17 protein-coding genes and 1 pseudogene are annotated in these 20,320 nt (G+C 72.5%); 9 read left to right on the forward strand and 9 right to left on the reverse strand.

Annotation, left to right across the window (positions count from 1 at the left end; genetic code table 11):
• Window positions 1–182: 182 nt before the first annotated feature.
• Complete coding sequence (locus tag Cba03nite_RS04005) at window positions 183–1,634, reverse strand: leucyl aminopeptidase family protein (RefSeq protein ID WP_203741871.1); 1,452 nt, start codon at window positions 1,632–1,634, stop codon at window positions 183–185.
• 341 nt (window positions 1,635–1,975) lie between these two features.
• Window positions 1,976–2,143, reverse strand: coding sequence for a DUF3117 domain-containing protein (locus Cba03nite_RS04010; protein WP_120317235.1), 168 nt, complete (start codon window positions 2,141–2,143; stop codon window positions 1,976–1,978).
• A 287-nt stretch (window positions 2,144–2,430) separates the two neighbouring features.
• Here Cba03nite_RS04010 and Cba03nite_RS04015 point away from each other — a divergent pair, with 287 nt between their 5' ends.
• Complete coding sequence (locus Cba03nite_RS04015; protein WP_203741873.1) at window positions 2,431–3,222, forward strand: PaaX family transcriptional regulator; 792 nt, start codon at window positions 2,431–2,433, stop codon at window positions 3,220–3,222.
• A complete protein-coding gene (locus Cba03nite_RS04020) occupies window positions 3,222–4,007 on the forward strand; it encodes an enoyl-CoA hydratase-related protein (RefSeq protein WP_203741875.1) in 786 nt (261 codons plus the stop codon). The genes Cba03nite_RS04015 and Cba03nite_RS04020 overlap by 1 nt, the downstream gene beginning before the upstream one ends.
• Window positions 4,008–4,031: 24 nt before the next feature.
• Here Cba03nite_RS04020 and Cba03nite_RS04025 read toward each other — a convergent pair.
• Both Cba03nite_RS04025 and Cba03nite_RS04030 read right to left on the reverse strand, forming a co-directional pair.
• Window positions 4,032–4,229 (reverse strand): annotated as a pseudogene (locus Cba03nite_RS04025) (hypothetical protein); the annotation flags it as partial.
• 15 nt (window positions 4,230–4,244) lie between these two features.
• Entirely contained in the window at window positions 4,245–4,826 is a 582-nt protein-coding gene (locus Cba03nite_RS04030) for a DNA-3-methyladenine glycosylase I (protein WP_203741880.1), read from the reverse strand.
• A 42-nt stretch (window positions 4,827–4,868) separates the two neighbouring features.
• Between Cba03nite_RS04030 and Cba03nite_RS04035 the strand changes: the two genes are divergently transcribed.
• Window positions 4,869–5,720 carry a sterol desaturase family protein gene (locus tag Cba03nite_RS04035; protein WP_203741882.1) on the forward strand — a complete coding sequence of 284 codons (852 nt, stop codon included), beginning with the start codon at window positions 4,869–4,871 and terminating at the stop codon, window positions 5,718–5,720.
• 103 nt (window positions 5,721–5,823) lie between these two features.
• Here Cba03nite_RS04035 and Cba03nite_RS04040 read toward each other — a convergent pair whose 3' ends face one another.
• From Cba03nite_RS04040 to Cba03nite_RS04050, 3 genes are all read right to left on the reverse strand, one after another.
• Entirely contained in the window at window positions 5,824–6,300 is a 477-nt protein-coding gene (locus tag Cba03nite_RS04040) for an SRPBCC family protein (protein ID WP_203741884.1), read from the reverse strand.
• Window positions 6,297–6,851 carry a DivIVA domain-containing protein gene (locus Cba03nite_RS04045; protein ID WP_203741886.1) on the reverse strand — a complete coding sequence of 185 codons (555 nt, stop codon included), beginning with the start codon at window positions 6,849–6,851 and terminating at the stop codon, window positions 6,297–6,299. Before Cba03nite_RS04045 ends, Cba03nite_RS04040 begins: the two co-directional genes overlap by 4 nt.
• A 119-nt stretch (window positions 6,852–6,970) precedes the next feature.
• Window positions 6,971–7,342 (reverse strand): NADH-quinone oxidoreductase subunit A, encoded by a 372-nt coding sequence (locus Cba03nite_RS04050; protein ID WP_203741887.1) that lies wholly within the window; start codon window positions 7,340–7,342, stop codon window positions 6,971–6,973.
• An 81-nt stretch (window positions 7,343–7,423) separates the two neighbouring features.
• Here Cba03nite_RS04050 and Cba03nite_RS04055 point away from each other — a divergent pair, with 81 nt between their 5' ends.
• From Cba03nite_RS04055 to Cba03nite_RS04065, 3 genes are all read left to right on the forward strand, one after another.
• Window positions 7,424–9,193, forward strand: a complete 1,770-nt coding sequence (locus tag Cba03nite_RS04055; RefSeq protein ID WP_203741889.1) for a SigE family RNA polymerase sigma factor — start codon at window positions 7,424–7,426, stop codon at window positions 9,191–9,193.
• Between the two features lie 257 nt (window positions 9,194–9,450).
• Window positions 9,451–11,283 carry a 2-oxoacid:acceptor oxidoreductase subunit alpha gene (locus tag Cba03nite_RS04060; RefSeq protein WP_275411535.1) on the forward strand — a complete coding sequence of 611 codons (1,833 nt, stop codon included), beginning with the start codon at window positions 9,451–9,453 and terminating at the stop codon, window positions 11,281–11,283.
• The gene (locus Cba03nite_RS04065) at window positions 11,276–12,307 is read left to right on the forward strand and encodes a 2-oxoacid:ferredoxin oxidoreductase subunit beta (RefSeq protein WP_203741893.1); all 1,032 of its coding nucleotides are present in this window, start codon (window positions 11,276–11,278) and stop codon (window positions 12,305–12,307) included. The genes Cba03nite_RS04060 and Cba03nite_RS04065 overlap by 8 nt, the downstream gene beginning before the upstream one ends.
• Before the next feature lie 63 nt (window positions 12,308–12,370).
• On the opposite strand, the gene Cba03nite_RS40200 is transcribed toward Cba03nite_RS04065, so the two are convergent.
• The gene (locus Cba03nite_RS40200; protein ID WP_275411532.1) at window positions 12,371–13,618 is read right to left on the reverse strand and encodes a hypothetical protein; all 1,248 of its coding nucleotides are present in this window, start codon (window positions 13,616–13,618) and stop codon (window positions 12,371–12,373) included.
• Window positions 13,619–13,779: 161 nt separating this feature from the next.
• Here Cba03nite_RS40200 and Cba03nite_RS04075 point away from each other — a divergent pair, with 161 nt between their 5' ends.
• Both Cba03nite_RS04075 and Cba03nite_RS04080 read left to right on the forward strand, forming a co-directional pair.
• On the forward strand, window positions 13,780–15,420 hold the full coding sequence (locus tag Cba03nite_RS04075; RefSeq protein ID WP_239125441.1) for a glycoside hydrolase family 10-like protein: 1,641 nt from the start codon (window positions 13,780–13,782) through the stop codon (window positions 15,418–15,420).
• Window positions 15,421–15,654: 234 nt separating this feature from the next.
• Window positions 15,655–16,185 carry a phospholipase gene (locus Cba03nite_RS04080; protein WP_203741897.1) on the forward strand — a complete coding sequence of 177 codons (531 nt, stop codon included), beginning with the start codon at window positions 15,655–15,657 and terminating at the stop codon, window positions 16,183–16,185.
• A 77-nt stretch (window positions 16,186–16,262) separates the two neighbouring features.
• On the opposite strand, the gene Cba03nite_RS04085 is transcribed toward Cba03nite_RS04080, so the two are convergent.
• The gene (locus Cba03nite_RS04085; RefSeq protein WP_203741899.1) at window positions 16,263–18,953 is read right to left on the reverse strand and encodes an ATP-binding protein; all 2,691 of its coding nucleotides are present in this window, start codon (window positions 18,951–18,953) and stop codon (window positions 16,263–16,265) included.
• A gap of 265 nt (window positions 18,954–19,218) precedes the next feature.
• On the opposite strand from Cba03nite_RS04085, the gene Cba03nite_RS04090 reads away from it, so the two are divergent.
• The gene (locus Cba03nite_RS04090; RefSeq protein WP_203741901.1) at window positions 19,219–20,196 is read left to right on the forward strand and encodes a lytic transglycosylase domain-containing protein; all 978 of its coding nucleotides are present in this window, start codon (window positions 19,219–19,221) and stop codon (window positions 20,194–20,196) included.
• The last annotated feature ends 124 nt before the right edge of the window (window positions 20,197–20,320 follow it).

A 20,320-nucleotide genomic window follows, 5' to 3' on the forward strand; every position in this document is an offset into this window, starting at 1 on the left:
CGGCTCCCGGCTGATGATCGCGGTTTCGTGTCACAAAGTGCGGTCTAGCGCTGGGTTATGACACGAACCCGCGATCATGGCGGGCCGAGCCCGCCGAACCGGGCGCCCCGGCCCCGCCGGACGTTAAGAAGGGCACCTTCCTCTACGCATAGCGTTAAGAAGGTGCCCTTCCTTCGCCTCGGTCAGAGGGTGGTGAGCCAGCGGGTGAGGGTACGGACGCCCCAGCCGGTGGCGCCCTTGGCCAGCTCGGCGTCGGGGGCGGCGGACCAGGCCGGCGAGGACATGTCGATGTGGATCCAGCGGTCGCGCCGGTCGCCGGCGAACTCGCGCAGGTAGAGCGCGGCGGTGATGGTGCCGGGGTTGCCGGCCGCGTTGTCCAGGTCGGCGAGGTCCGACTTGACGTCGGCGGCGTACTCGTCGGCCAGCGGCAGGCGCCACAGCTGCTCGCCCGCGTCCGCCGCGGCCGCGCTGAGCGCCGCGACCAGCTCGTCGTCGGCCCCGAACAGGGCGGCGGTCTTCTTGCCCAGCGCGATGCGGGACGCGCCGGTCAGCGTGGCCAGGTCGATCAGCAGGTCGGGCGAGAGGTTCTTGACCGCGTACGCCATCGCGTCGCCGAGCACGACCCGGCCCTCGGCGTCGGTGCTGCGCACCTCGGAGGTGAGGCCGCCGTAGTGGGTGACGACGTCGCCCTGCCGCCAGGACGAGCCGGAGACCATGTTCTCGGCCAGCGGGGCCAGCGCGGTGACCTTGACGGGCAGGCCCAGCTCGGCGACGGCGAGCAGGGTGCCGACGACCGCGGCCGCGCCGCCCATGTCCTTGCGCATCAGCTGCATCGCCTCGGTGGGCTTGATGTCGATGCCGCCGGTGTCGTACGTGATGCCCTTGCCGACCAGCACCACGTGCCGGGTCGCGCCCTCCGGTGCCCAGGTCAGCTCCAGCAGGCGGGGCTCGTTCACCGAGCCGCCGCCCACGGCGAGGATGCCGCCGAAGCCCTCGGCCGCCAGCTGCGCCTGCTCGCGCACGGTCACCGTGACGCCGTCCCCGGCCCGCTCCCGCACCTGGCGTACGAACCACTCGGGCGTCTTGATCACCGACGGGGTGTTGGTGAGGTCGCGGGCGAAGCGGACGTGCCCGGCCACGATGCGCGCGGCGGCCAGCGCCGCCTCCCGCTCCGGGGTGGCGTCCACCGCGACCACGACCTCGGCCAGCTTCGGCGCGGCCTCGGCCTTCTCCTCGGTCAGGGCGAACCGGTAGGACGCGAGCCACAGGCCCTCGGCGAGCCCGCGCAGCGCGGCCTCGGACAGGTCGGCGGGCACGGGCACGGTGAGCGCCGGCTCCTTGGCGGCGGCACGCGCCAGCGCCGCGCCGGCCGCGCGCCAGCCCGCCTCGTCGCCCGCGCCGACGCCGACGAGCAGCACCTTCGCCGGCTCGCGCAGCGGGCGGGGCAGCGTCTGGACCGCGCCGGGCGCGCCCTTGTGCTCGGTGGCGGCGAGGTACGCCTCGACCTCGGCGCTGATCTCGTCGGGCAGCACGGCCAGCGGCGTGCCGAGCGGGCTGTCGCCCACGGCGGCGCCCACCGGGCACGCGACGGTTCCGGCCGCGCTCGCCGCGCCGTCCAGACGAATCGAGATCATTACCTGCCCCTTCACAGCCTGTACCGAGGGCGTTCACACCGCCGACCGCCTGACCCTATCGCGCCGCCCCGGTCGCCGGCCGCGACGGAGGCAGGTGTGCGCGCCCCGTCCCGCGGGGGTTCGCCGTGGCCGCGGCGGAATCGGGACGGGGATGTTTCCCGCTGGTCAGGAGGGTGTTACTGCGGGGGGGTGTGAACGGCGAGGCGTCCGCGCCGGGCGAGGACGCCGTGCCGAGGAGGGGTGGGTCGGGTTCGGCCGGGTGGGGCCAGTGGAACGCCTGGCGGCCGTCGCGGAGACGGGCCGCCGGCGGGCGCACCACCGGCGCCGGCCGGTCCCGTTTGTCAGCCGACGGCCAGCTTGAGCGCCTCGCCCAGGGCAGTGGCCTCGTCTGGTGTCATCTCCACCACAAGCCGCCCGCCGCCCTCCAGCGGCACGCGCATGACGATTCCCCGGCCCTCTTTCGTGACCTCCAGCGGACCGTCGCCCGTCCGCGGCTTCATCGCCGCCATGTGTGTCTCCCCTCAGACTTGCCAGTTCTGCACCCGGGATGGAATGCAAGACTCGGCGGGTCTCCCCGCCTGCTCCACCGCCGAAACATCGCGAGGCCGCGTTTCCACGGCCGGTCACGATGCGTCACCGGTGTACGCCTTCCGGCACCCCGTGTGGTTGGGTGGGACCACACGTTCGGGTGCCGACCAATGATTTTCCCTGATGGACTCCGCTAAGCCCAAACCGGGCCGGTCACGTTGTGACATCATCTCGCCAGCGCAGTTCACATCTGTCACAATCACCCCTCATGCAGGCCCGTTCCGCACTATTCGACCTCTACGGCGATCACCTGCGGCAACGCGGCGGCCGGGCCACCATCGCGGCCCTCATCCGGCTGCTCGCGCCGCTCGGCATCGCCGCACCGGCGGTGCGCACCGCGGTGTCCCGCATGGTGCGACAGGGCTGGCTCTCCCCGGTGCGGCTGGAGGCCGGACCCGGCTACCAGCTCTCCCCGCGGGCGGTGCGCCGGCTCGACGAGGCCGCCGCCCGCATCTACCGCACCGGCCGCAGCTCCTGGGACGGCCACTTCGACCTGCTGGTGGTCAGCCCACCCGAGGCGCGGGCCGAGCGCGACCGGCTCTCCGCCGACCTCACCTTCCTCGGATACGGCCGCCTGGAGAGCGCGGTGTGGCTCGCCGCCCGCCCGGCCGGCGAGGTCGATCAGCTGCTCACCGACGCCGGGGTGCGCTTCGAGCGCTTCTCCGCCGCGCACGTCGGCGGGGAGAACGGCGCCCGGCAGCTGATCATGAGAGCGTGGAACGTCTCCGCGGTCGGTGCCGCGTACGCCGGGTTCGTCGCGCAGCTCACGCCGGTGGTGAGCGCGGTGACCCGGCTGACCGACGACCGCACCGCGTACGCCGCCCGGTGCGCCCTCGTGCACGCCTGGCGGGCGTTCCTCTTCCGCGACCCGCAGCTGCCCGCCTCGCTGCTGCCCCCGGACTGGCCCGGCACCGCCGCGGCCGCGTTCTTCGACCGGCAGGCCGCCCGGCTGCGGCCCGCCGCCGACCGTTTCGTCGATCACTGCCTCAGGGAGAGCTGATGTCCGCACCGCTGCTCGTCGACCGCGCCGAGGGCGTCGTCACCGTCACGATGAACCGTCCCGAGTCGCTGAACTCGCTGGACGTCGCGCTCAAGGAGGCGCTTCGGGAGACCTTCCTGGAGCTGGCCGCCGACGCCGGCTGCCGGGCCGTGGTGCTGACCGGCGCCGGTCGCGCCTTCTGCGTCGGGCAGGACCTGCGCGAGCACGTCGCCGCGCTGGGCGGGGACGCCCCGCTGGACACCGTCGAGAAGCACTACAACCCGCTCGCGCTGGCCCTGGCCGAGCTGCCCAAGCCCGTCGTGGCCGCGGTGCGCGGCGCCGCCGCGGGGGCCGGGGCGGGCCTGGCCTTCCTGTCCGACCTGCGCATCGGCGGCCCCTCGACGTCGTACCTGATGGCCTTCGCCCGGGTCGGCCTGGCCGCCGACACCGCCGTCTCGTGGACCCTGCCCCGGATGGTGGGCAGCGCCAAGGCAGCCGAGCTGCTGCTGCTCGCCGAGCCGGTGCCCGCCGCCGAGGCCGCCCGCCTGGGCCTGCTGACCCGGCTGGTCGAGGACGACGAGCAGGTGCTGCCCGCCGCGCAGGAGCTGGCCGCGCGGCTGGCCGCCGGGCCCACCGTGGCGTACGGGCAGATCAAGCGCGAGCTGCTGCACGGCGCCACCGGCACCCTCGCCGACGCCCTCGACGTCGAGCTGGCCGCGCAGACCGTCTCGGGCCGCACCGCGGACCACCGCGACAGCACCCACGCCTTCGTCGCCAAGCAGAAGCCCGTCTTCCACGGCGCGTGAGCCCCGTCCCGCAGCCGTCGCGGCTCAGTCCTCTTCCGGGTCCAGGGGCGCGACGCCGTCGGTGACGTACGCACTCATCTGCAGTTCGTCACCGGCGGGCGAGACGTAGGCGGGCAGCTCGTCCGGGCCGAGCTCGGTGACGTACCGCCAGTACTCCCGGACGGCCTCCTCCGGGGACTCCGCCTCGATCGGCAACGCGACGCTGACCAGCCACTCCCTACGCACCCGTTCATCCCATCACAGGCGTTTCGCGGCGACGTGGCAGCCCGCCAGATGGTCGTCGACCATGCCGGTGGCCTGCATCAGCGCGTACGCGGTGGTGGGCCCGACGAAGCGCAGACCGCGCTTCTTCAGGTCCTTGGCCATGGCGGTCGACTCGGCCGTCACGGCGGGCACGTCGGCCCGGGTCGCGGGCCGGGGCCGCCGCGCCGGGTCGGGGGCGTACGACCACAGCAACGCGCTCAGCCCGCCGGGCAGCCCCAGCACCACCCGGGCGTTGTGCAACGTCGCCTCGATCTTGGAACGGTTGCGCACGATGCCCGCATCGCCGAGCAGCCGGTCCACGTCGGCGGACCCGAACCCGGCCACGGTCTCGATGTGGAACCCGGCGAACGCCGCCCGGAACGCGGGCCGCTTGCGCAGGATCGTGATCCAGGACAGGCCGGACTGGAACGCCTCCAGGCTCACCCGCTCGAACAGGGCGTCGTCGCCGCGCAGCGGCGTGCCCCACTCCTCGTCGTGGTACGCCCGGTACTCCGGAGCGCTCGCCGCCCACGCGCAGCGGGCCTTGCCGTCCTCCCCGACGATAAGGTCGTTCACCCTCTTGCCCCCTTACCAGAACGCGAATAGCCTTCGGAACCCATGACGCTCCCGGACTTCCCACCTGTGGTGCTGTACTCGGTGCCGCTGTTCATTCTGCTCATGGTCCTCGAACGGGTGTCCTACCGGTTCCATCCCGACGAGGACGAGATCGGGTACGGGCTGAAGGACAGCGCCACGAGCATCGGCATGGGCCTGGGCAGCCTGGGCTGGGACGTCCTGTGGGGCCTGGGCACCGGCCTGGCCACCGCGGCGGTCTTCGAACTCACCCCGCTGCGCATCCCGTTCGCCTGGTGGGCGCTGCCGCTGTTCCTGATCGCGCAGGACTTCTGCTACTACTGGTCGCACCGCGGCCACCACGTCATCCGCCTGCTGTGGGCGTCGCATGTGGTGCACCACTCGTCCCGGGCGTTCAACCTGTCCACGGCGCTGCGTCAGTCCTGGACCGGCTTCACCGGCTTCATGTTCTACCTGCCGCTCGCGGCGCTGGGCGTCAACCCGGCGATCACCGCCTTCTGCGGCGGCATCAACCTGCTGTACCAGTTCTGGATCCACACCGAGCGCATCGACCGCATGTGGCGGCCGTTCGAGTTCGTGTTCAACACGCCCTCGCACCACCGCGTGCACCACGCCTCGCAGGGCAGCTACCTGGATCGCAACTACGGCGGCATCCTGATCGTCTGGGACCGGATGTTCGGCTCGTTCGCGCCGGAGCTGGAGCGCCCCGTGTACGGCCTCACCAAGAACATCGAGACCCACAACCCGCTGCGGGTGGCCTATCACGAGTACGCGGCCATCCTCCGCGACCTGCGCCGCCGCCGCGTCACCCAGTGGCCCGCCACCCTGCTCCGCGGCCCGGGCTGGTCCCCGGCCGACCCGGAGCGCCCCGTCTAGATCGCTCGACTTGCCAGGCACATGGGCGAAAGGGCGTCCAAGATACGCCCATGTGCCAGGCAAGTCGGACGATCAACGCCAGGACGGCGGGACCGGCGGGGCGTCAGGGGAGGCGGCCGGACTCGACCAGGCGGGCGAAGCGCTTGAGGGAGTGCTTGAGGCTGACCTTGGAGCCGGGCCACAGCAGGGGCCAGGCCATCTTGCCGGCGACCCCGCCGGGCAGGTGGAACCACTCGTGCCAGACGACCTGGGTGCGGTCGCCGCCCATCGGGGTGCAGCGCATGACGCCGGGCCCGCGCAGCACCTTGCCCTGGTGCACGACGCGCACCTCGTACGGCGGGTCGAGCTTGACCACGCGCATCTCGTCGCGCAGCACCGCCGGGCCGGCCACGGTGACCGCCTCGATGACGGTGCCCTCGCCGCCGTCGCCCTCGACCACGCGCACCTTGGTCAGCGGGATCCAGTCGCCCTGCCGCTCCCAGGCGGTGAAGGCGGCGAACACCCGCTCGGCGGGCGCGGCGACGATCACCGTGGCGGTGACCTCTCCCGCGCCCGGGGCCGCTGGGTCGGGCGCCGTCACCGCCGGACCGGCTCGCCGGCCGCCGCCGGGTCGGTGGTGGCCTCGGGCGCGTCCGTGTCGTGCTCGGGCTCGTCCGCGGGCTGCTCGGTCTGCTCCGCCTCGGCGGCGGGCGCGAGCTCGGCGGGCTCGCCGTCGGCCTCGCCGGCCGCGGCGGGCTCCTCGGCCAGCACGGCCGCCATCCCGGTGACCTGGCCCAGCGCGCTGGCGCGGGCGCGGGCGAGGGTGTCGGCGTCGTCGACGCGGCCCTCGCGCAGCGCGGTGACCTCCGCCTCCAGCACCTGGATCAGCTCGCTCTTGTAGCCGATGTCGTACGCCAAGCGGCGCAGCGTCTGGTCGACCTGCGCCATCCGGTAGCCGCGCCAGGTCGGGTCGAAAGTCACCCGGGACACGTCGCCCTCAACGAGCGGGCGGTCGGCGGGCAACGGTGTGGCCCGTTCGTCCGGCTCGGCCGGCGCCAGGCCCGGGTCACCCCCGGTGACCAGCGTCATCACCCCGAACACCACGGCGCCCACGGTGAGCGCGACGACGATCAGCAACAGCACGTTGTCCACGCCCCCGATCGTGGCACGAGTGGCGCTTTAGCGCGACCCTGCCACCCGAGCTGTCCGGCCGGTGACACGCGGGCTGTCCGGCTCATTACTCACGGGTAAGCACCGGCCCCGCGCGGGGGTCACAGCCAGCGGAGCGCGTTCTTGCGCCAGGCGTAGAGCAGGCCCAACGCGAGCACGGCGACGAAAATCGCCATCTCCACGACCACGGCCAGACCCGATCGGACGTACACGACGGCCCACGGGAACAGGAACACGGCCTCGACCGCGAACAGCACGTACAGGTAGGCGTAGATGTAATAACGAATCTGCATCTGTGCCCAGCCGCCCTCGACCGGGTCGAGGCCGCACTCGTACGTGTCGTGCTTGCCCGCGGCCGCGTTGGGCCGGGACGGGCGCAGCAGCCGGTTGGCTCCGAACGCGCCGCCGATGATCAGAACACCCACCAGCAGCAGCAGCGCCACCGTCGCGTACGCGTCGAGGTAACCGTCCACACCGGCAGCCTAACCGCCGGCGATAACGGTTGGGATTCATGCAACCGCTCGGCGGGGCATCGTGTGTGACCCTGCATGACGATGCCCGCCCCGCAACCCGCCCTGCCGCTGCGGGCGCCCCGGCCCGCCGGCCGCCGGGCGCTCGCCGCCGCCGACTTCGACTCGTTCTACCAGGCGAACTACGCCGGCACCGTGGCCGTCGCGTTCGGGCTCACCGGTGACCGGGGCGAGGCGCAGGACCTCGCGCAGGAGGCGTACTGCCGGGCCTGGCAGCGCTGGCCGGAGATCTCCGCGTACGACAATCCGGGCGCGTGGGTGTACCGGGTGACGGTGAACCTGGCCCGCTCCCGCTGGCGCAACCTGCGCACCGCCGCCGCGCACCTGCTCCGGATGCGCCCGGTCGACGTCGCCCCGGCCGACCCGGAGCACGTGGCGCTGGTGACCGCGCTGCGGGCGCTGCCGATGGACCAGCGGCAGGCGATCGTGCTGCATCACCTGGTCGACCTGCCGGTGAACGAGGTGGCCCGGGAGATGGGCGTGCCCGCGGGCACCGTGAAGTCCTGGCTGCACCGCGGGCGCACCGAGCTGGCCGCGCTGCTGGGCGAGCACTCCCGGGGCGGCGAGCCGGTGCCGCCGGACACCGTACGGCAGCGCGGCGACCGGCGCCGCCGGGCCCGCAACGGCACGCTGGCCGCAGCCGCGGCGGCCGTGTGCGCCCTGGTGGCCGTGTTCGCGATCCGGGTCGTCGGCCCGGTGTGGCCCGGCCCGACGCCGCCCGCGCAGACGCCGAGCCCGAGCCCGAGCCAGAGCCCGAGCGCCGCCCCCTCGGCCACCCCGCTGCCGAGCGCGCCGCCGCCCAGCCCCGCGCCGGTGACGACGGTGAACGCGGGCGACCCCATCCTGAAGACGGACTGGCGGCGCACGACGATCACCGTGCCCGCCGCCCCGGACTGCCCCTCCGGGCAGCTCACGTTCCGCACCCGCCCGGCGGCGGGCGGCTTCGCGCCGGTGGCCGCGCCCGCCGGGTATCCGCGCATCACCCTCGACGTCGGCACCGTCGTCTACGGCGACCTGACCGGCGACGGCGCGGCCGAGGCCGTGCTCGGGGCGGCGTGCTGGGGCAGCGAGGAGGACAGCGGGGACGGCAAGTCGCACCAGCTGGTGGTCACCCGGGAGGCGGGCGGGCGGCTGCGCGCGCTGGGCTGGGTGGGCGACCGCGGCGCGGTCTACCCGGGGATCTGGGTTGCCGACCAGGTGCTCTACCTGGAGATGCATCCGTGGCACGGTGACCTCACCGGCTACCGGATCGGCATGGCGTACGGCTTCCGGTGGACGGGGAAGGCGTTCGCGCCGGTGGACGTGTCGGCCGCGTACCCGCCGGTGGTGCCGACCGTGGCGGGTCGCCGCCTGGACCTGACCCCGGTCGCCGGGGAACTGCGCTGCAACGACCTGCCGCCGCCCGCCGGCGAGCTGCGCCCGGTGTTCGACGCGGACGGCGTCGCCGACGGCGGGGACCGCGAGTGGACGCTGATGCCGGGGGCGCCGTCGAACGGCCCGTACCTGGTGCGGCTGAACCCGGCCCGGCCGCCCTACCTGCTGCTGCGGGTGTCGTGCGCGGTCGACGACACCCCGGGGGCCACGGCCGACGTGCAGCCGAGCGAGAACCTGGTGCTGTTCGACCTGGCGCCGGACGGCTGGCGGGCGCTGACCCGGGTGCCCACCCCGCCGGAGGATTACCTGGTCAGCCAATGGCGGGTGGTCCCGGGCGGCCTGAGCGTGGACCACGGACGGCTGAATGAGCTGAGCCGCACGACCACGTTCAGGTGGAACGGGACCTCATTCACGCGATAGCGGCGGCGTGCCACTTCGTGGGACGGGTCAGTGATGTACGCGACCCGTCCCCCTGGACGCTGTCGTGTTTATCACGTTCAGCACGGTTTCGCTGGGGGGGCCGTGTCACCCCGATTCCCTACCTCCGACGTAGGCTGACCTTAATCGAGAAGTGACAGCACACCACCCCAAGCAGGAGGTCGCGTCCAGTGGCCGAACATCGTGAGGGCACCGGCCCCGCCGGCCAGCTCAGCGAGCCCGGGCATCCCGCAAAGGAGATCCACCAGCTCGACCGGGTGGTGATCCGCTTCGCGGGTGACTCGGGCGACGGCATGCAGCTCACCGGCGACAGGTTCACGTCGGAGACCGCCCAGCTCGGCAACGACATCTCCACGTTGCCGAACTTCCCGGCGGAGATCCGCGCGCCTGCCGGCACGCTGCCCGGCGTCTCCAGCTTCCAGGTGGCCTTCGCCGACTACGACATCCTCACGCCGGGCGACGCGCCGAACGTGCTGGTGGCGATGAACCCGGCGGCGCTCAAGGCGAACCTCGCCGACCTGCCCAAGGGCGGCACGATCATCGTCAACACCGACGAGTTCACCAAGCGCAACCTGCAGAAGGTCGGCTACGACGGCAACCCGCTGGAGGACGGCTCGCTCGCCGGGTGGGACGTGCACAAGGTCGGGCTGACCAGCATGACCGTGGGCGCGCTGGCCGACCACACGATCAGCAAGAAGGACGCCGAGCGGGCCAAGAACATGTGTGCCCTCGGCCTGCTGAGCTGGCTCTACTCGCGGCCGCACGCGTCGACCATGGCGTTCCTGGAGCGCAAGTTCGCCGCCCGGCCCGAGCTGGTCGCCGCCAACAAGGCCGCCTTCGAGGCGGGCTGGAGCTTCGGCGAGACCACCGAGAGCTTCGCGGTGCGCTACGAGGTGCCCCCGGCGCAGATGGCGCCCGGCAACTACCGCAACATCACCGGCAACACGGCGCTCGCGCTGGGCCTGGTGGCCGCGGGCGTGCGGGCCCAGCTCCCGGTCGTGCTCGGGGCCTACCCGATCACCCCGGCCTCGGACATCCTGCACGAGCTGAGCAAGCACAAGAAGTTCGGCGTGACCACGGTGCAGGCCGAGGACGAGATCGCCGCGGTCGGCGTCGCGCTGGGCGCGTCGTACGGCGGCGCGCTGGGCATCACCAGCACCAGCGGCCCCGGCGTGGCGCTCAAGAGCGAGACCATCTCGCTGGCGGTGGCGCTGGAGCTGCCGCTGGTGGTCGTGGACGTGCAGCGGGCCGGGCCGTCCACCGGCCTGCCCACCAAGACCGAGCAGGCCGACCTGAGCATGGCCCTGCACGGCCGGCACGGCGAGGCGCCGGTCGCGGTGGTGGCCGCGCAGTCGCCGGTCGACTGCTTCCACGCCGCGATCGAGGCCTGCCGCATCGCGCTGACCTACCGCACCCCGGTCATCCTGCTGTCCGACGGTTACGTCGCCAACGGCTCCGAGCCGTGGCTGCTGCCGGAGATCAGCGACCTGCCGGACCTGCGGGTGGAGTTCGCGTCCGGCCCCAACGGCGAGGACGGCAAGTTCTACCCGTACCTGCGCGATCCGCAGACGCTGGCCCGTCCGTGGGCGGTGCCGGGCACGCCGGGCCTGGAGCACCGCATCGGCGGCCTGGAGAAGGCCGACAAGACCGGTGACATCTCCTACGACCCGGCCAACCACGACTTCATGGTGCGCACCCGGGCCGCCCGCATCGAGGCGATCGACGTGCCGGACGTGGTGGTCGAGGACCCGTCGGGCGAGGCGAAGGTGCTGGTGCTGGGCTGGGGCTCGACCTACGGCCCGATCGGCGCCGCGGCCCGTGCGCTGCGCCAGCGCGGGGTGAACATCGCGCAGGCGCACCTGCGGCACCTCAACCCGCTGCCGAAGAACCTGGGCGAGGTGCTGGCCGCGTACGACAAGGTGGTCCTGCCCGAGATGAACCTGGGCCAGCTCGCACAGGTGCTCCGGGCGCGCTTCCTGGTCGACATCGTGAGCTACAACCAGGTCCGTGGTCTTCCCTTCACCTCCACCCAGCTGGAGACCATGCTCGAGGAAGTGATCAAGAATGTCTAACGCGGTGCCGGTCCAGCTGTCGGCGAAGGACTTCAAGTCCGACCAGGAGGTGCGCTGGTGCCCCGGGTGCGGTGACTACGCGATCCTGGCCGCGATGCAGACCTTCCTGCCCGAGCTGGGCATCCCTCGCGAGCGCACGGTCTTCGTCTCGGGCATCGGCTGCTCCTCGCGCTTCCCGTACTACCTCAACACGTACGGCATGCACTCGATCCACGGCCGCGCCCCGGCGATCGCCACCGGCCTGTCGGTGTCGCGCCCGGACCTGACCGTGTGGGTGGTCACCGGTGACGGCGACGCGCTGTCCATCGGCGGCAACCACCTGATCCACGCGCTGCGCCGCAACGTCAACCTGAAGATCCTGCTGTTCAACAACAAGATCTACGGCCTGACCAAGGGGCAGTACTCGCCCACCAGCGAGCTCGGCAAGATCACGAAGTCGACGCCGGGCGGCTCGTCCGACGCCCCGTTCAACCCGATCTCGCTGGCGCTGGGCGCCGAGGCCTCGTTCGTGGCCCGCACCATCGACTCCGACCGCAAGCACCTGCAGTCGGTGCTGCGCCAGGCCGCCGAGCACCAGGGTTCGGCCTTCGTGGAGATCTACCAGAACTGCAACATCTTCAATGACGGCGCGTTCGAGGTGCTCAAGGACCCGGAGACTCGCGACGCGTACCTGATCCGGCTGGAGCACGGGCAGCCGATCACGCTCGGCAACGACGGCTCCCACGTGGTCACGCACCCGGCGGGCAGCTTCGGGCTGGCCGTGCGGGAGAAGGCCGACGTCGACCCGGCCGAGGTGCTGGTGCACGACGCGCACGCCGAGGACCCGGCGTACGCCTTCGCGCTGTCCCGGCTGGCCGGGCCGGACCTGCGGCACACCCCGGTGGGCGTGTTCCGTTCGGTGCGCCGCCCGTCCTACGACGAGCTGGTGCGCAACCAGCTCGACGCGGCGAAGGCCAAGGCCGGCGAGCCCGAGGCCGACCTGGCCGCCCTGCTCAACTCCGGCGACACCTGGACGATCCTCTGACCGCCCGGCACGTCTGAAAAAGGCCCCGCTCAGGTGAGCGGGGCCTTTTCTCGTCAGGGGACCTCAGTCCTCGGGTTCGAGGCGCGTCTCCAGCTGGGCCCGGTCGCCGGCGAACTTGTCCTGCACCTCGTCGGCCTTCTTCTGGTAGTAGATGATCGCGCCCTGGCTGCCGCCGTCGCTCCACACGCAGATCGCGACCGGCATCTTCTCGATCGTCGCCGACGTGCACCTGGCGAGCCCGCCGAGCGGGCCCGGCGGCACCTGCGCCCACTCGCCGGTGACGCCGAGCTCGCCGCCCAGGCCCTCGGTGAACGCCTTCATCGCGCTCTCGGGGCTCGGGTTCAGCACCGCCGCCGCGAAGACCATGGCCAGGTTCTTCTCCTCCAGCGTGCCGTAGTACGCCGCCGCGGCGCCGGTCATGTTCGGCAGGTCCTTCGACATCTCGGCGCGCATCTCGTCGGCCAGCTTCACCAGCTCGGGCGTGGTGTTCTTCTCCCGCCCGCCGAGCTGCGCGGGCTCCTTCACCGAGATGCTCGCGGCCTCGTCGACCTTCTCCTTGACCCCGCTGAGCACGAGGTACGCCCCCGCGCCGCCACCGCCGCCGCACACCACCAGCAGCACGATCAGCGTGATCCACAGGCCCTTGCGTGACTTGCGCGGGGCCGCTTCCGGCTCGTAGCGGCGCTTGCGCGGCTTGTGGTCCGGGAACGGGTCGTCGTAGTCGCCGTCCGCCCCGTCCAGGAAGCCGCCGGGCTCGGGGCGGCTGCCGGGCTGTCCGTAGCCGGGGGCACCGCCCGGACGGCCGCCAGGCTGCCCGTAGCCGCCCTGCTGCCCGTAGCCGCCCGGTTGGCCGTAGCCGCCCTGCTGCCCGTAGCCGCTCTGTTGGCCGTAGCCGCTCTGTTGGCCGTAGCCGCCCTGTTGGCCGTACCCGCCCGGCTGGCCGTAGCCGCTCTGGGCGCCCTGGGCGGGCGGTGCGCCATACCCACCAGGCTGTGGATATCCCCCGGGCTGGGGATTGCCACCGGGCTGGGGATAACCACCGGAGACGGGGTGGTCCTGCTGTGGATAGCCGGCGGGCTGCGCGGGGGCGCCGTATCCGGACCGCCCACCGGCCTGTGGATAACCGCTTTGCTGTGGATAGCCGCCCTGTTGTGGATAACCGGCGTTCTGCTGGGGATATCCGTATTGCTGGGGATATGTCCCGCCCGTCGGCGGCTCCTGCTGCCCGTGCCGGCCGGACTCGGTGTCGCGGCCCCAGGCGTCCTGCGGATAGCCGTCCGGCTCGTCGCGCCGGTAGTCGGGGTAGGACATGGTTGCTGCTCCCCACGTGTCCACGGAGCGGCCTGCGCCGCCCGCCAGATCGTAGCGGCAGGTGAGCGATCCTCGGGAACCTTAAGGATCGAGGGGCTTGCGTTCTTGAGCAGGAGGTGAAAGTTTTCTTCGTACTGCACATGACTATCGGAGGAATTCTCATGCGCGGAAGACTGATCGCGGCGGCGTTCGCGACGGCGCTGCTCGGCACCCTGCTCGCCCCCGGTGGCGCGCAGGCCGAGCCCCTCGCCGTGACGCCGGCCCCCACCGCGACCGCGGATTGCACGCTCAACCCCGCACTGCCCAAGCGGCAGTTCCGGGCCATGTGGATCGCCAGCGTGGTCAACATCGACTGGCCGAGTGCCGCGGGCAAGGCCGAGGAGGAGCTCAAGGCCGAGTATCGCGCCTGGCTCGACCTCGCGCAGCGCCTGAACCACAACGCGGTGGTCGTGCAGGTCCGGCCGACCGCCGACGCCTTCTGGCCCTCGCCGTACGAGCCCTGGTCGGAATGGCTGACCGGCAAGCGCGACGGCGTCGGCCCCGGCTGGGACCCGCTGGCCTTCCTGGTCGCGGAGTCGCACGCCCGCAACCTCGAGTTCCACGCCTGGTTCAACCCGTACCGGATCTCGATGCCGACCAGCGCGAGCGGGCTCGGCGCGGGCACCGACGTGAACAACCTGGCTCCCAACCACCCCGCTCGCCAGCACCCGGACTGGGCGCTGGCCTACCCCGTCAACGCCGCGGGCAGCCGGCTCTACTACAACCCCGGCATCCCCGAGGTCCGCCAGCACGTGCAGGACGCGATGATGCACGCGGTCGAGAACTACGACATCGACGGCGTCCACTTCGACGACTACTTCTACCCGTACCCGGCCGCCGGTCAGGACTTCCCCGACCAGGCCACGTTCGAGCAGTACGGGGCCGGCTTCGCCAGCAAGGCGGACTGGCGGCGCAACAACATCGACCTGCTGGTGCACGAGATGAGCCAGCGCATCAAGGCCGCCAAGCCGTGGGTCAAGTTCGGCGTGAGCCCGTTCGGCATCTGGCGCAACAAGGCGGCCGACCCGCTCGGCTCGGAGACCAACGGCACCCAGTCCTACGACGCCAACTTCGCCGACACCCGCAAGTGGGTGAAGGAGGGCTGGCTGGACTACATCGTGCCGCAGGTCTACTGGAACATCGGGCTGGCCGTGGCCGACTACGCCAAGCTGGTGCCGTGGTGGTCGGACGTGGTCACCGGCACGAACACGCAGCTCTACATCGGCCAGGCCGACTACAAGATCGCGACCGCGGGGCAGCCCGCGGCGTGGTTCGACCCGGCCGAGATGAGCAGGCACCTGACGTTCAACCGCGACTACAACGTGGCCGGCAACGTGCACTTCAGCGCGGTGCAGGTGCGGGCGAACCGGATCGGGGCCACCGACCTGTACGCGGCGGAGCACTACTCGAAGCCGTCGCTGGTCCCGGCCATGACGCACCTGCCCAGCAAGCCGCTGCTGTTCCCGGTCGTCACCAAGGCCGACCGCGGCGACGCGGGCGTGGCGCTGCAGTGGCAGCCGCTGGCGAACAACGCCGGGCCGTTCGGCGAGGCGGCGTCGTACGCGGTGTACCGGTTCGACGGGCTGAAGCTGCTGCCCACGGGCTGCGACCTGGCCGACGCGACCAACCTGGTCGGCACCACCCGGGGCACGTCCTTCACGGACACCTCGGCGGTGGCGGGACAGCGGTACACGTACTTCGTGACCTCGCTGGACCGGCTGTACAACGAGTCGTTCCCCAGCCCGGCCCGCTTCGTGCCGTGACCTGGGGGCGCTGAGCCCGGGAACGCCGTGATCCGGCGCTCCGGTTAAGAAGGGCACCTTCTTATACGCATAGCGATAAGAAGGTGCCCTTCCTTCTGCCTGTGGGCAGGTGGTTGAAATCAACACTTCCGAAACATCGCGGCAACGACTACATTCAGGCCCACCGATGCATACCCCGGCATCGGAACACCGGCTCGTTGTACCCCCGACGACCCCGTCAGCCGAGGTGAAGCCATGTCCCGCCTGCGCATGCTCCTCGTCCCAGCCGTCGCCGCGATCGCCGTACTGGCAACCGCGTCGCCGGCCGCCGCCGTGACCACGGCGGAGAAGCTGTCCGTCCTGTCCAGCTGGACCCAGACCAGCTCGACCAGCTACAACGCATGGAACAGCGCCCGGCAGAACCAGGGCGCGTGGTCGGCGTACGCCTTCAACTGGAGCACCGACTACTGCTCGTCGAGCCCGGACAACCCGATCGGGTTCGACTTCAAGCTGTCCTGCTACCGGCACGACTTCGGCTACCGCAACTACAAGGAGATGGGCCAGTTCTCCGCGAACAAGGCCCGCCTCGACAGCGCGTTCTACGAGGACCTCAAGCGCAAGTGCGCCACGTACAACGTGGTCGTGCGGCCCGCCTGCTACAGCCTGGCCTGGACGTACTACCAGGCCGTGAAGAACTTCGGCAGCGTCGCCGTGAGCAAGGCCGACATCGCGCGTGCCCAGCGCATGAAGGAGAGCGCGCTGCGCGCCGCCGCCGCCGAGGGCTGACGACCCGCTCCCACCGTGAAAGACCGCGCGGGCTTCCCGATCCGTCTCCGGGAAGGCCGCGCGGTCTCGTCTTCGCCTCAGGAGCCGCTGGGCAGCTCGGCGAAGCGGCTGGAGTCCACCGCCATGTCCGGGTGCTCGACCGCGAGCGCCAGCGACGCCGTCTCGCCCAGCGACAGCGCCGCGCCCTGGGCGTACGCCTCGTCGAACACCGCGTCGCCCAGCGCGGCGCGGGCCGCCTCCTGCTGCGCGGCCCAGTAGGCGGCGAAGATGCCGGGGCCGCAGTGCAGCCGGACCGTCGCCTGCTCCGCCGCGCCGAACAGCATCGCCGCCGTCGTCGGGTCGCCCCCCTGCACGCAGCGCGCCGCCATCGCCTTGATCGCGACGCAGGCGCGGCCCTGGAAGCCGTACGCCATGCGCGAGCGCAGCGCCACGGTCAGGTGCTCGTGCGCGGCCACCAGGTCGCCCCGGCGCAGCGCCACCATGCCCAGCAGCAGGTCCAGCGTGCGGCGGCCGCGCTCGGCCGGGCGGAGCTGCTCCAGCTGGCGGGAGGCGGCAAGCAGCGCCGCCGCCTCGTCCAGCGCGCCGCGCAGCCACAGCAGCTCGGCCAGGTTGCACACGGCGAACAGCGCGTCCGGCGCCACCTCGTAGCGGGTGGCCCAGGCGATCACCTCCCGGCAGGCCGTCTCGGCCTCGTCGGGTCTGCCCGCGTGCCGCAGCGCGCCCGACCGCCCGGCCAGCACCCGCGCCAGCAGGCCCGGATCGCCGGCCCGCCGGGCGGACGCCTCGGCCCGGCGGCTGAAGCGCAGCTCCTCGGCGAACTCCCCGTCCACGGCGGCGTGCCCGGAGTGCGCGTGGTACGCCCGCGCCAGCTCCGCGTCGGCCACCTGCTCGCCGGTCTCGGACAGCCGCGCGTACAGCCGGAACAGCCACAGCCGGCCCTCCCGCGCCAGCCCCCGCTCGCGCCACCACTGGTCCAGCCCGGCCGAGATGTGCAGGCCGGAGCGGGCGCTGCCGCCGGTGCCGCACCAGCGCAGCGCGGTCCGCAGCTCGGCGGCGAGCGGGTCGATCGAGTACAGCGACAGCGTCACCGGCTGCCCGTCCGCACCCCTGCCGACGCTGTGCAGGGCGCGCAGCGCCCAGGCCACGTGCCGGTCCCGGGCCGCCGCCTCCTCGCCGTGCTCGGCCAGCCGCCGCGCGGCGTAGCCGCGGATCGGGTCGAGCATGCGGTACGTCGTGCCCTGCGCGCCCGGCTCGGCCTGCACCAGCGACTTGTCCACCAGCACGGTGAGCGCGTCGAGCGGGTCGCCGTCCATCAGCCACTGCACGCTGGACAGCCGCACCGGCCCGGCGAACACCGACATCCAGCGCAGCAGCCGCGCCGCCTCCGGCGTGAGCGTGCGGTACGACCAGGTGACGGTGGCCTGCATGGTGGCGTGCCGGGCGTGCGCGCCGGACGGCGAGGCGCCCGCGTCCAGCGCCCGCAGCGGGTCGCTCTCCTCCGCGGTCAGCTCGGCGTGCAGCCGCGCCGCCAGCTCGCTGCCGGACAGCACCCGCAGCCGCGCCGCGGCCAGCTCGATGGCCAGCGGCAGGCCGTCCAGCCGGGCCGCGACCCGGGCCAGGTCGGCCAGCTCGGCGGGCTCGACCGCGCGCCCACCGCGGGCCGCGGCGGTGCGCTCGGCCAGCAGTGTCACCGCGTCGCTCAGGCCGCCGTCGGCAGGGGCCAGGGACAGCGACGGGATACGCCAGACCAGCTCGCCCGGGATGCCGAGCGGCTCCCGGCTGGTGGCGAGCACGGTGACCTCCCGCGCCCCGGCCAGCAGCTGCGCCATCAGCGCCGCCACCACCCCGAGCTGCGCCTCGCAGGTGTCCAGCACCAGCATCAGGCGGCGGGTGGAGGCGTGCTCCACCAGGGTCTCCGAGACCGGGCGGCCCGGCTCCGGGCGCAGCCCCAGCACCGTGGCGATGGTGAACGCCAGCAGCCCCGGGTCGGTCACCGTGGCCAGATCGACCGACCAGATGCCGTCCGGATAGGACTCGATGAGGTCGTGCGCGACCGCGACGGCCAGCCGGCTCTTGCCCGCGCCGCCCGCGCCCACCACGGTCACCAGCCGGTGCGCCGACAGCAGCTCGGCCAGCTCGGCGCGTTCGGCGGTGCGGCCCACGAAGGAGGTCAGCGGGCAGGGCAGGTTGTGCGGCGCGGTGCGTTCGGTGCGCGGACGGGGGAAGTGCTGCTCCAGGTCGGGGGCGACCAGCTGGAAGAGACGTTCCCGGCCGTCGAAGCCGCGCAGCCGGTGCAGCCCCAGGTCGAGCAGCCAGGCCTGGTCGGGCAGGCTGGTGGCGGCCTCGGCGGTGGAGGCGGACAGCAGGATCTGGCCGCCGTGCGCGGCCGCCGCGACCCGGGCCGCGCGGTGCACCTCGGGGCTGGCGTACTCGCGGCCGTGCGGCTCGGCGAAGCCGGTGTGCAGTCCCATCCGGACCTTCGGCTGTGCCTGCGGGTCCGCCCAGGCGTGCGCGTCGAGCGCCCGCTGCGCGCCCGCACAGGCCTCCACGGCGGTCGCCGCGTCGGCGAAGGCGAAGAAGTAGGAGTCGCCCTCGGTGAACAGCTCCACGCCGCCGGCGGACGCGAGGACGGCGCGCAGCACCCGCCGATGCTCGTGGAGCACCGGCCGATAGCCGTCACCGAGCATCTGGGCCAGTCGGGTCGAGCCCTCGATGTCGGTGAACAAGAACGTCACCTGCCCACGCGGCAGGTGTGAACGCTGCGGCACGCGCGGATAACCTCCGCCCCCCTGGAAGTCGCGGTTCATGCTGCCGTACCCCCACCTGCGCGGGACATCGTGAGAACGGGTTGATCGAGCCGCCCGAGGTGCCACCACCTCGGACCGAAGCAGACGATCACTCGCGTGTCGAGCTGCCAACCGTCGTAACGACGACACCGCGGGGCGGATGTGGTCCGTCAGGTCACAACCGGATCACCCGACGGACACCTCGTGCGCATGACGAGCCGGGCGCGGGCAAGGCATACTCGGACGCGTGCGTGACGGGGAGGACAAGAACGAGGCGACGGCGCCGGGCCACGAGCCCCCCGCCGCGCCCGCTGCCGCCGCGACCACGGCGGCTGAGGGCGCGCCGCCCGCTGAGACGGTCTCCGTTGGACAGGCGCTGGTGCGGCTGCGCTCGGCCGCGATGGACGCCGGGCGGGCCGTGGTGCGCGAGTCACGGCGGCCGGTGGGGCGGCTCACCACCATCGCGGGCACGCTGGTCGCGCTGGTGACGGCGGCGACGGTGACCGGCGCGCTGCTGATCCCGGCGCTGGGCGGCGCGAAGCCCCCGGCCGCCGCGGAGCCCTCGGCCTCCAGCGAGGCGCCCTCCAGCGAGACGCCGAGCCCGAGCTTCTCGCCCATGCCCACCGCGACGGCCTCGGCGAGCCCGGCGGCCCGCCCCGCCGAGGCGTTCCGCCGCTGGGCGGAGGCCGCCTCGCCGAAGGTCAACGTGCCGGTGACCGCGCTGCAGGCGTACGCGTACGCCGAGTGGGTGCTGACCTCCACCAAGCCCACCTGCAAGCTGCGCTGGACCACGCTCGCGGCGATCGGCAAGATCGAGTCCGACCACGGCCGCACCAAGGGCGCCAAGCTCGGCGAGGACGCCAAGGCGCTGCCGCCGATCCTCGGGCCGGCCCTGGACGGCACGAAGAACAACAAGCGCATCGCGGACACCGACGCGGGCACGCTCGACTTCGACAAGAAGTGGGACCACGCCGTCGGGCCGATGCAGTTCATCCCGTCGACCTGGGTGGCGTACGCGGTCGACGCGGACAACGACCAGCTCGCCGATCCCCACGATCTCGACGACGCGTCACTGGCCGCGGCGTACTACCTCTGCGCCTCGGGCAAGGACCTGTCGGTCGTCGCCAATTGGAAGTCCGTGGTGCTGTCGTACAACAACGTCGGGGTGTACCTGCAGAAGGTGTACGACACGGCGCAGGCGTACGGCCGGAGCAGCCAGGCGTAAGCATCCGGACGTCCGGGCACAGATCAGCGAAACGGCCCATAACACTACCGTGTGCCACCGCAGCTGCCATCAACCGACACTCAGAGTAATGGTTTGCATACGATGACAGGTGGGACCCTTCCGT

Origin of the sequence: Catellatospora bangladeshensis (assembly GCF_016862575.1) — a bacterium.
In the GTDB taxonomy this organism is placed as follows: Bacteria; Actinomycetota; Actinomycetes; order Mycobacteriales; family Micromonosporaceae; genus Catellatospora; species Catellatospora bangladeshensis.

What these genes read in the sequence shown, in the direction of transcription:
- Cba03nite_RS04005 (WP_203741871.1), bottom strand. Translation starts at nt 1,634, where the DNA reads ATGATCTCGATTCGTCTGGACGGCGCGGCGAGCGCGGCCGGAACCGTC.
- Cba03nite_RS04010 (WP_120317235.1), bottom strand. Translation starts at nt 2,143, where the DNA reads ATGGCGGCGATGAAGCCGCGGACGGGCGACGGTCCGCTGGAGGTCACG.
- Cba03nite_RS04015 (WP_203741873.1), top strand. Translation starts at nt 2,431, where the DNA reads ATGCAGGCCCGTTCCGCACTATTCGACCTCTACGGCGATCACCTGCGG.
- Cba03nite_RS04020 (WP_203741875.1), top strand. Translation starts at nt 3,222, where the DNA reads ATGTCCGCACCGCTGCTCGTCGACCGCGCCGAGGGCGTCGTCACCGTC.
- Cba03nite_RS04035 (WP_203741882.1), top strand. Translation starts at nt 4,869, where the DNA reads ATGACGCTCCCGGACTTCCCACCTGTGGTGCTGTACTCGGTGCCGCTG.
- Cba03nite_RS04055 (WP_203741889.1), top strand. Translation starts at nt 7,424, where the DNA reads ATGCCCGCCCCGCAACCCGCCCTGCCGCTGCGGGCGCCCCGGCCCGCC.
- Cba03nite_RS04065 (WP_203741893.1), top strand. Translation starts at nt 11,276, where the DNA reads ATGTCTAACGCGGTGCCGGTCCAGCTGTCGGCGAAGGACTTCAAGTCC.
- Cba03nite_RS40200 (WP_275411532.1), bottom strand. Translation starts at nt 13,618, where the DNA reads ATGTCCTACCCCGACTACCGGCGCGACGAGCCGGACGGCTATCCGCAG.
- Cba03nite_RS04075 (WP_239125441.1), top strand. Translation starts at nt 13,780, where the DNA reads ATGCGCGGAAGACTGATCGCGGCGGCGTTCGCGACGGCGCTGCTCGGC.
- Cba03nite_RS04080 (WP_203741897.1), top strand. Translation starts at nt 15,655, where the DNA reads ATGTCCCGCCTGCGCATGCTCCTCGTCCCAGCCGTCGCCGCGATCGCC.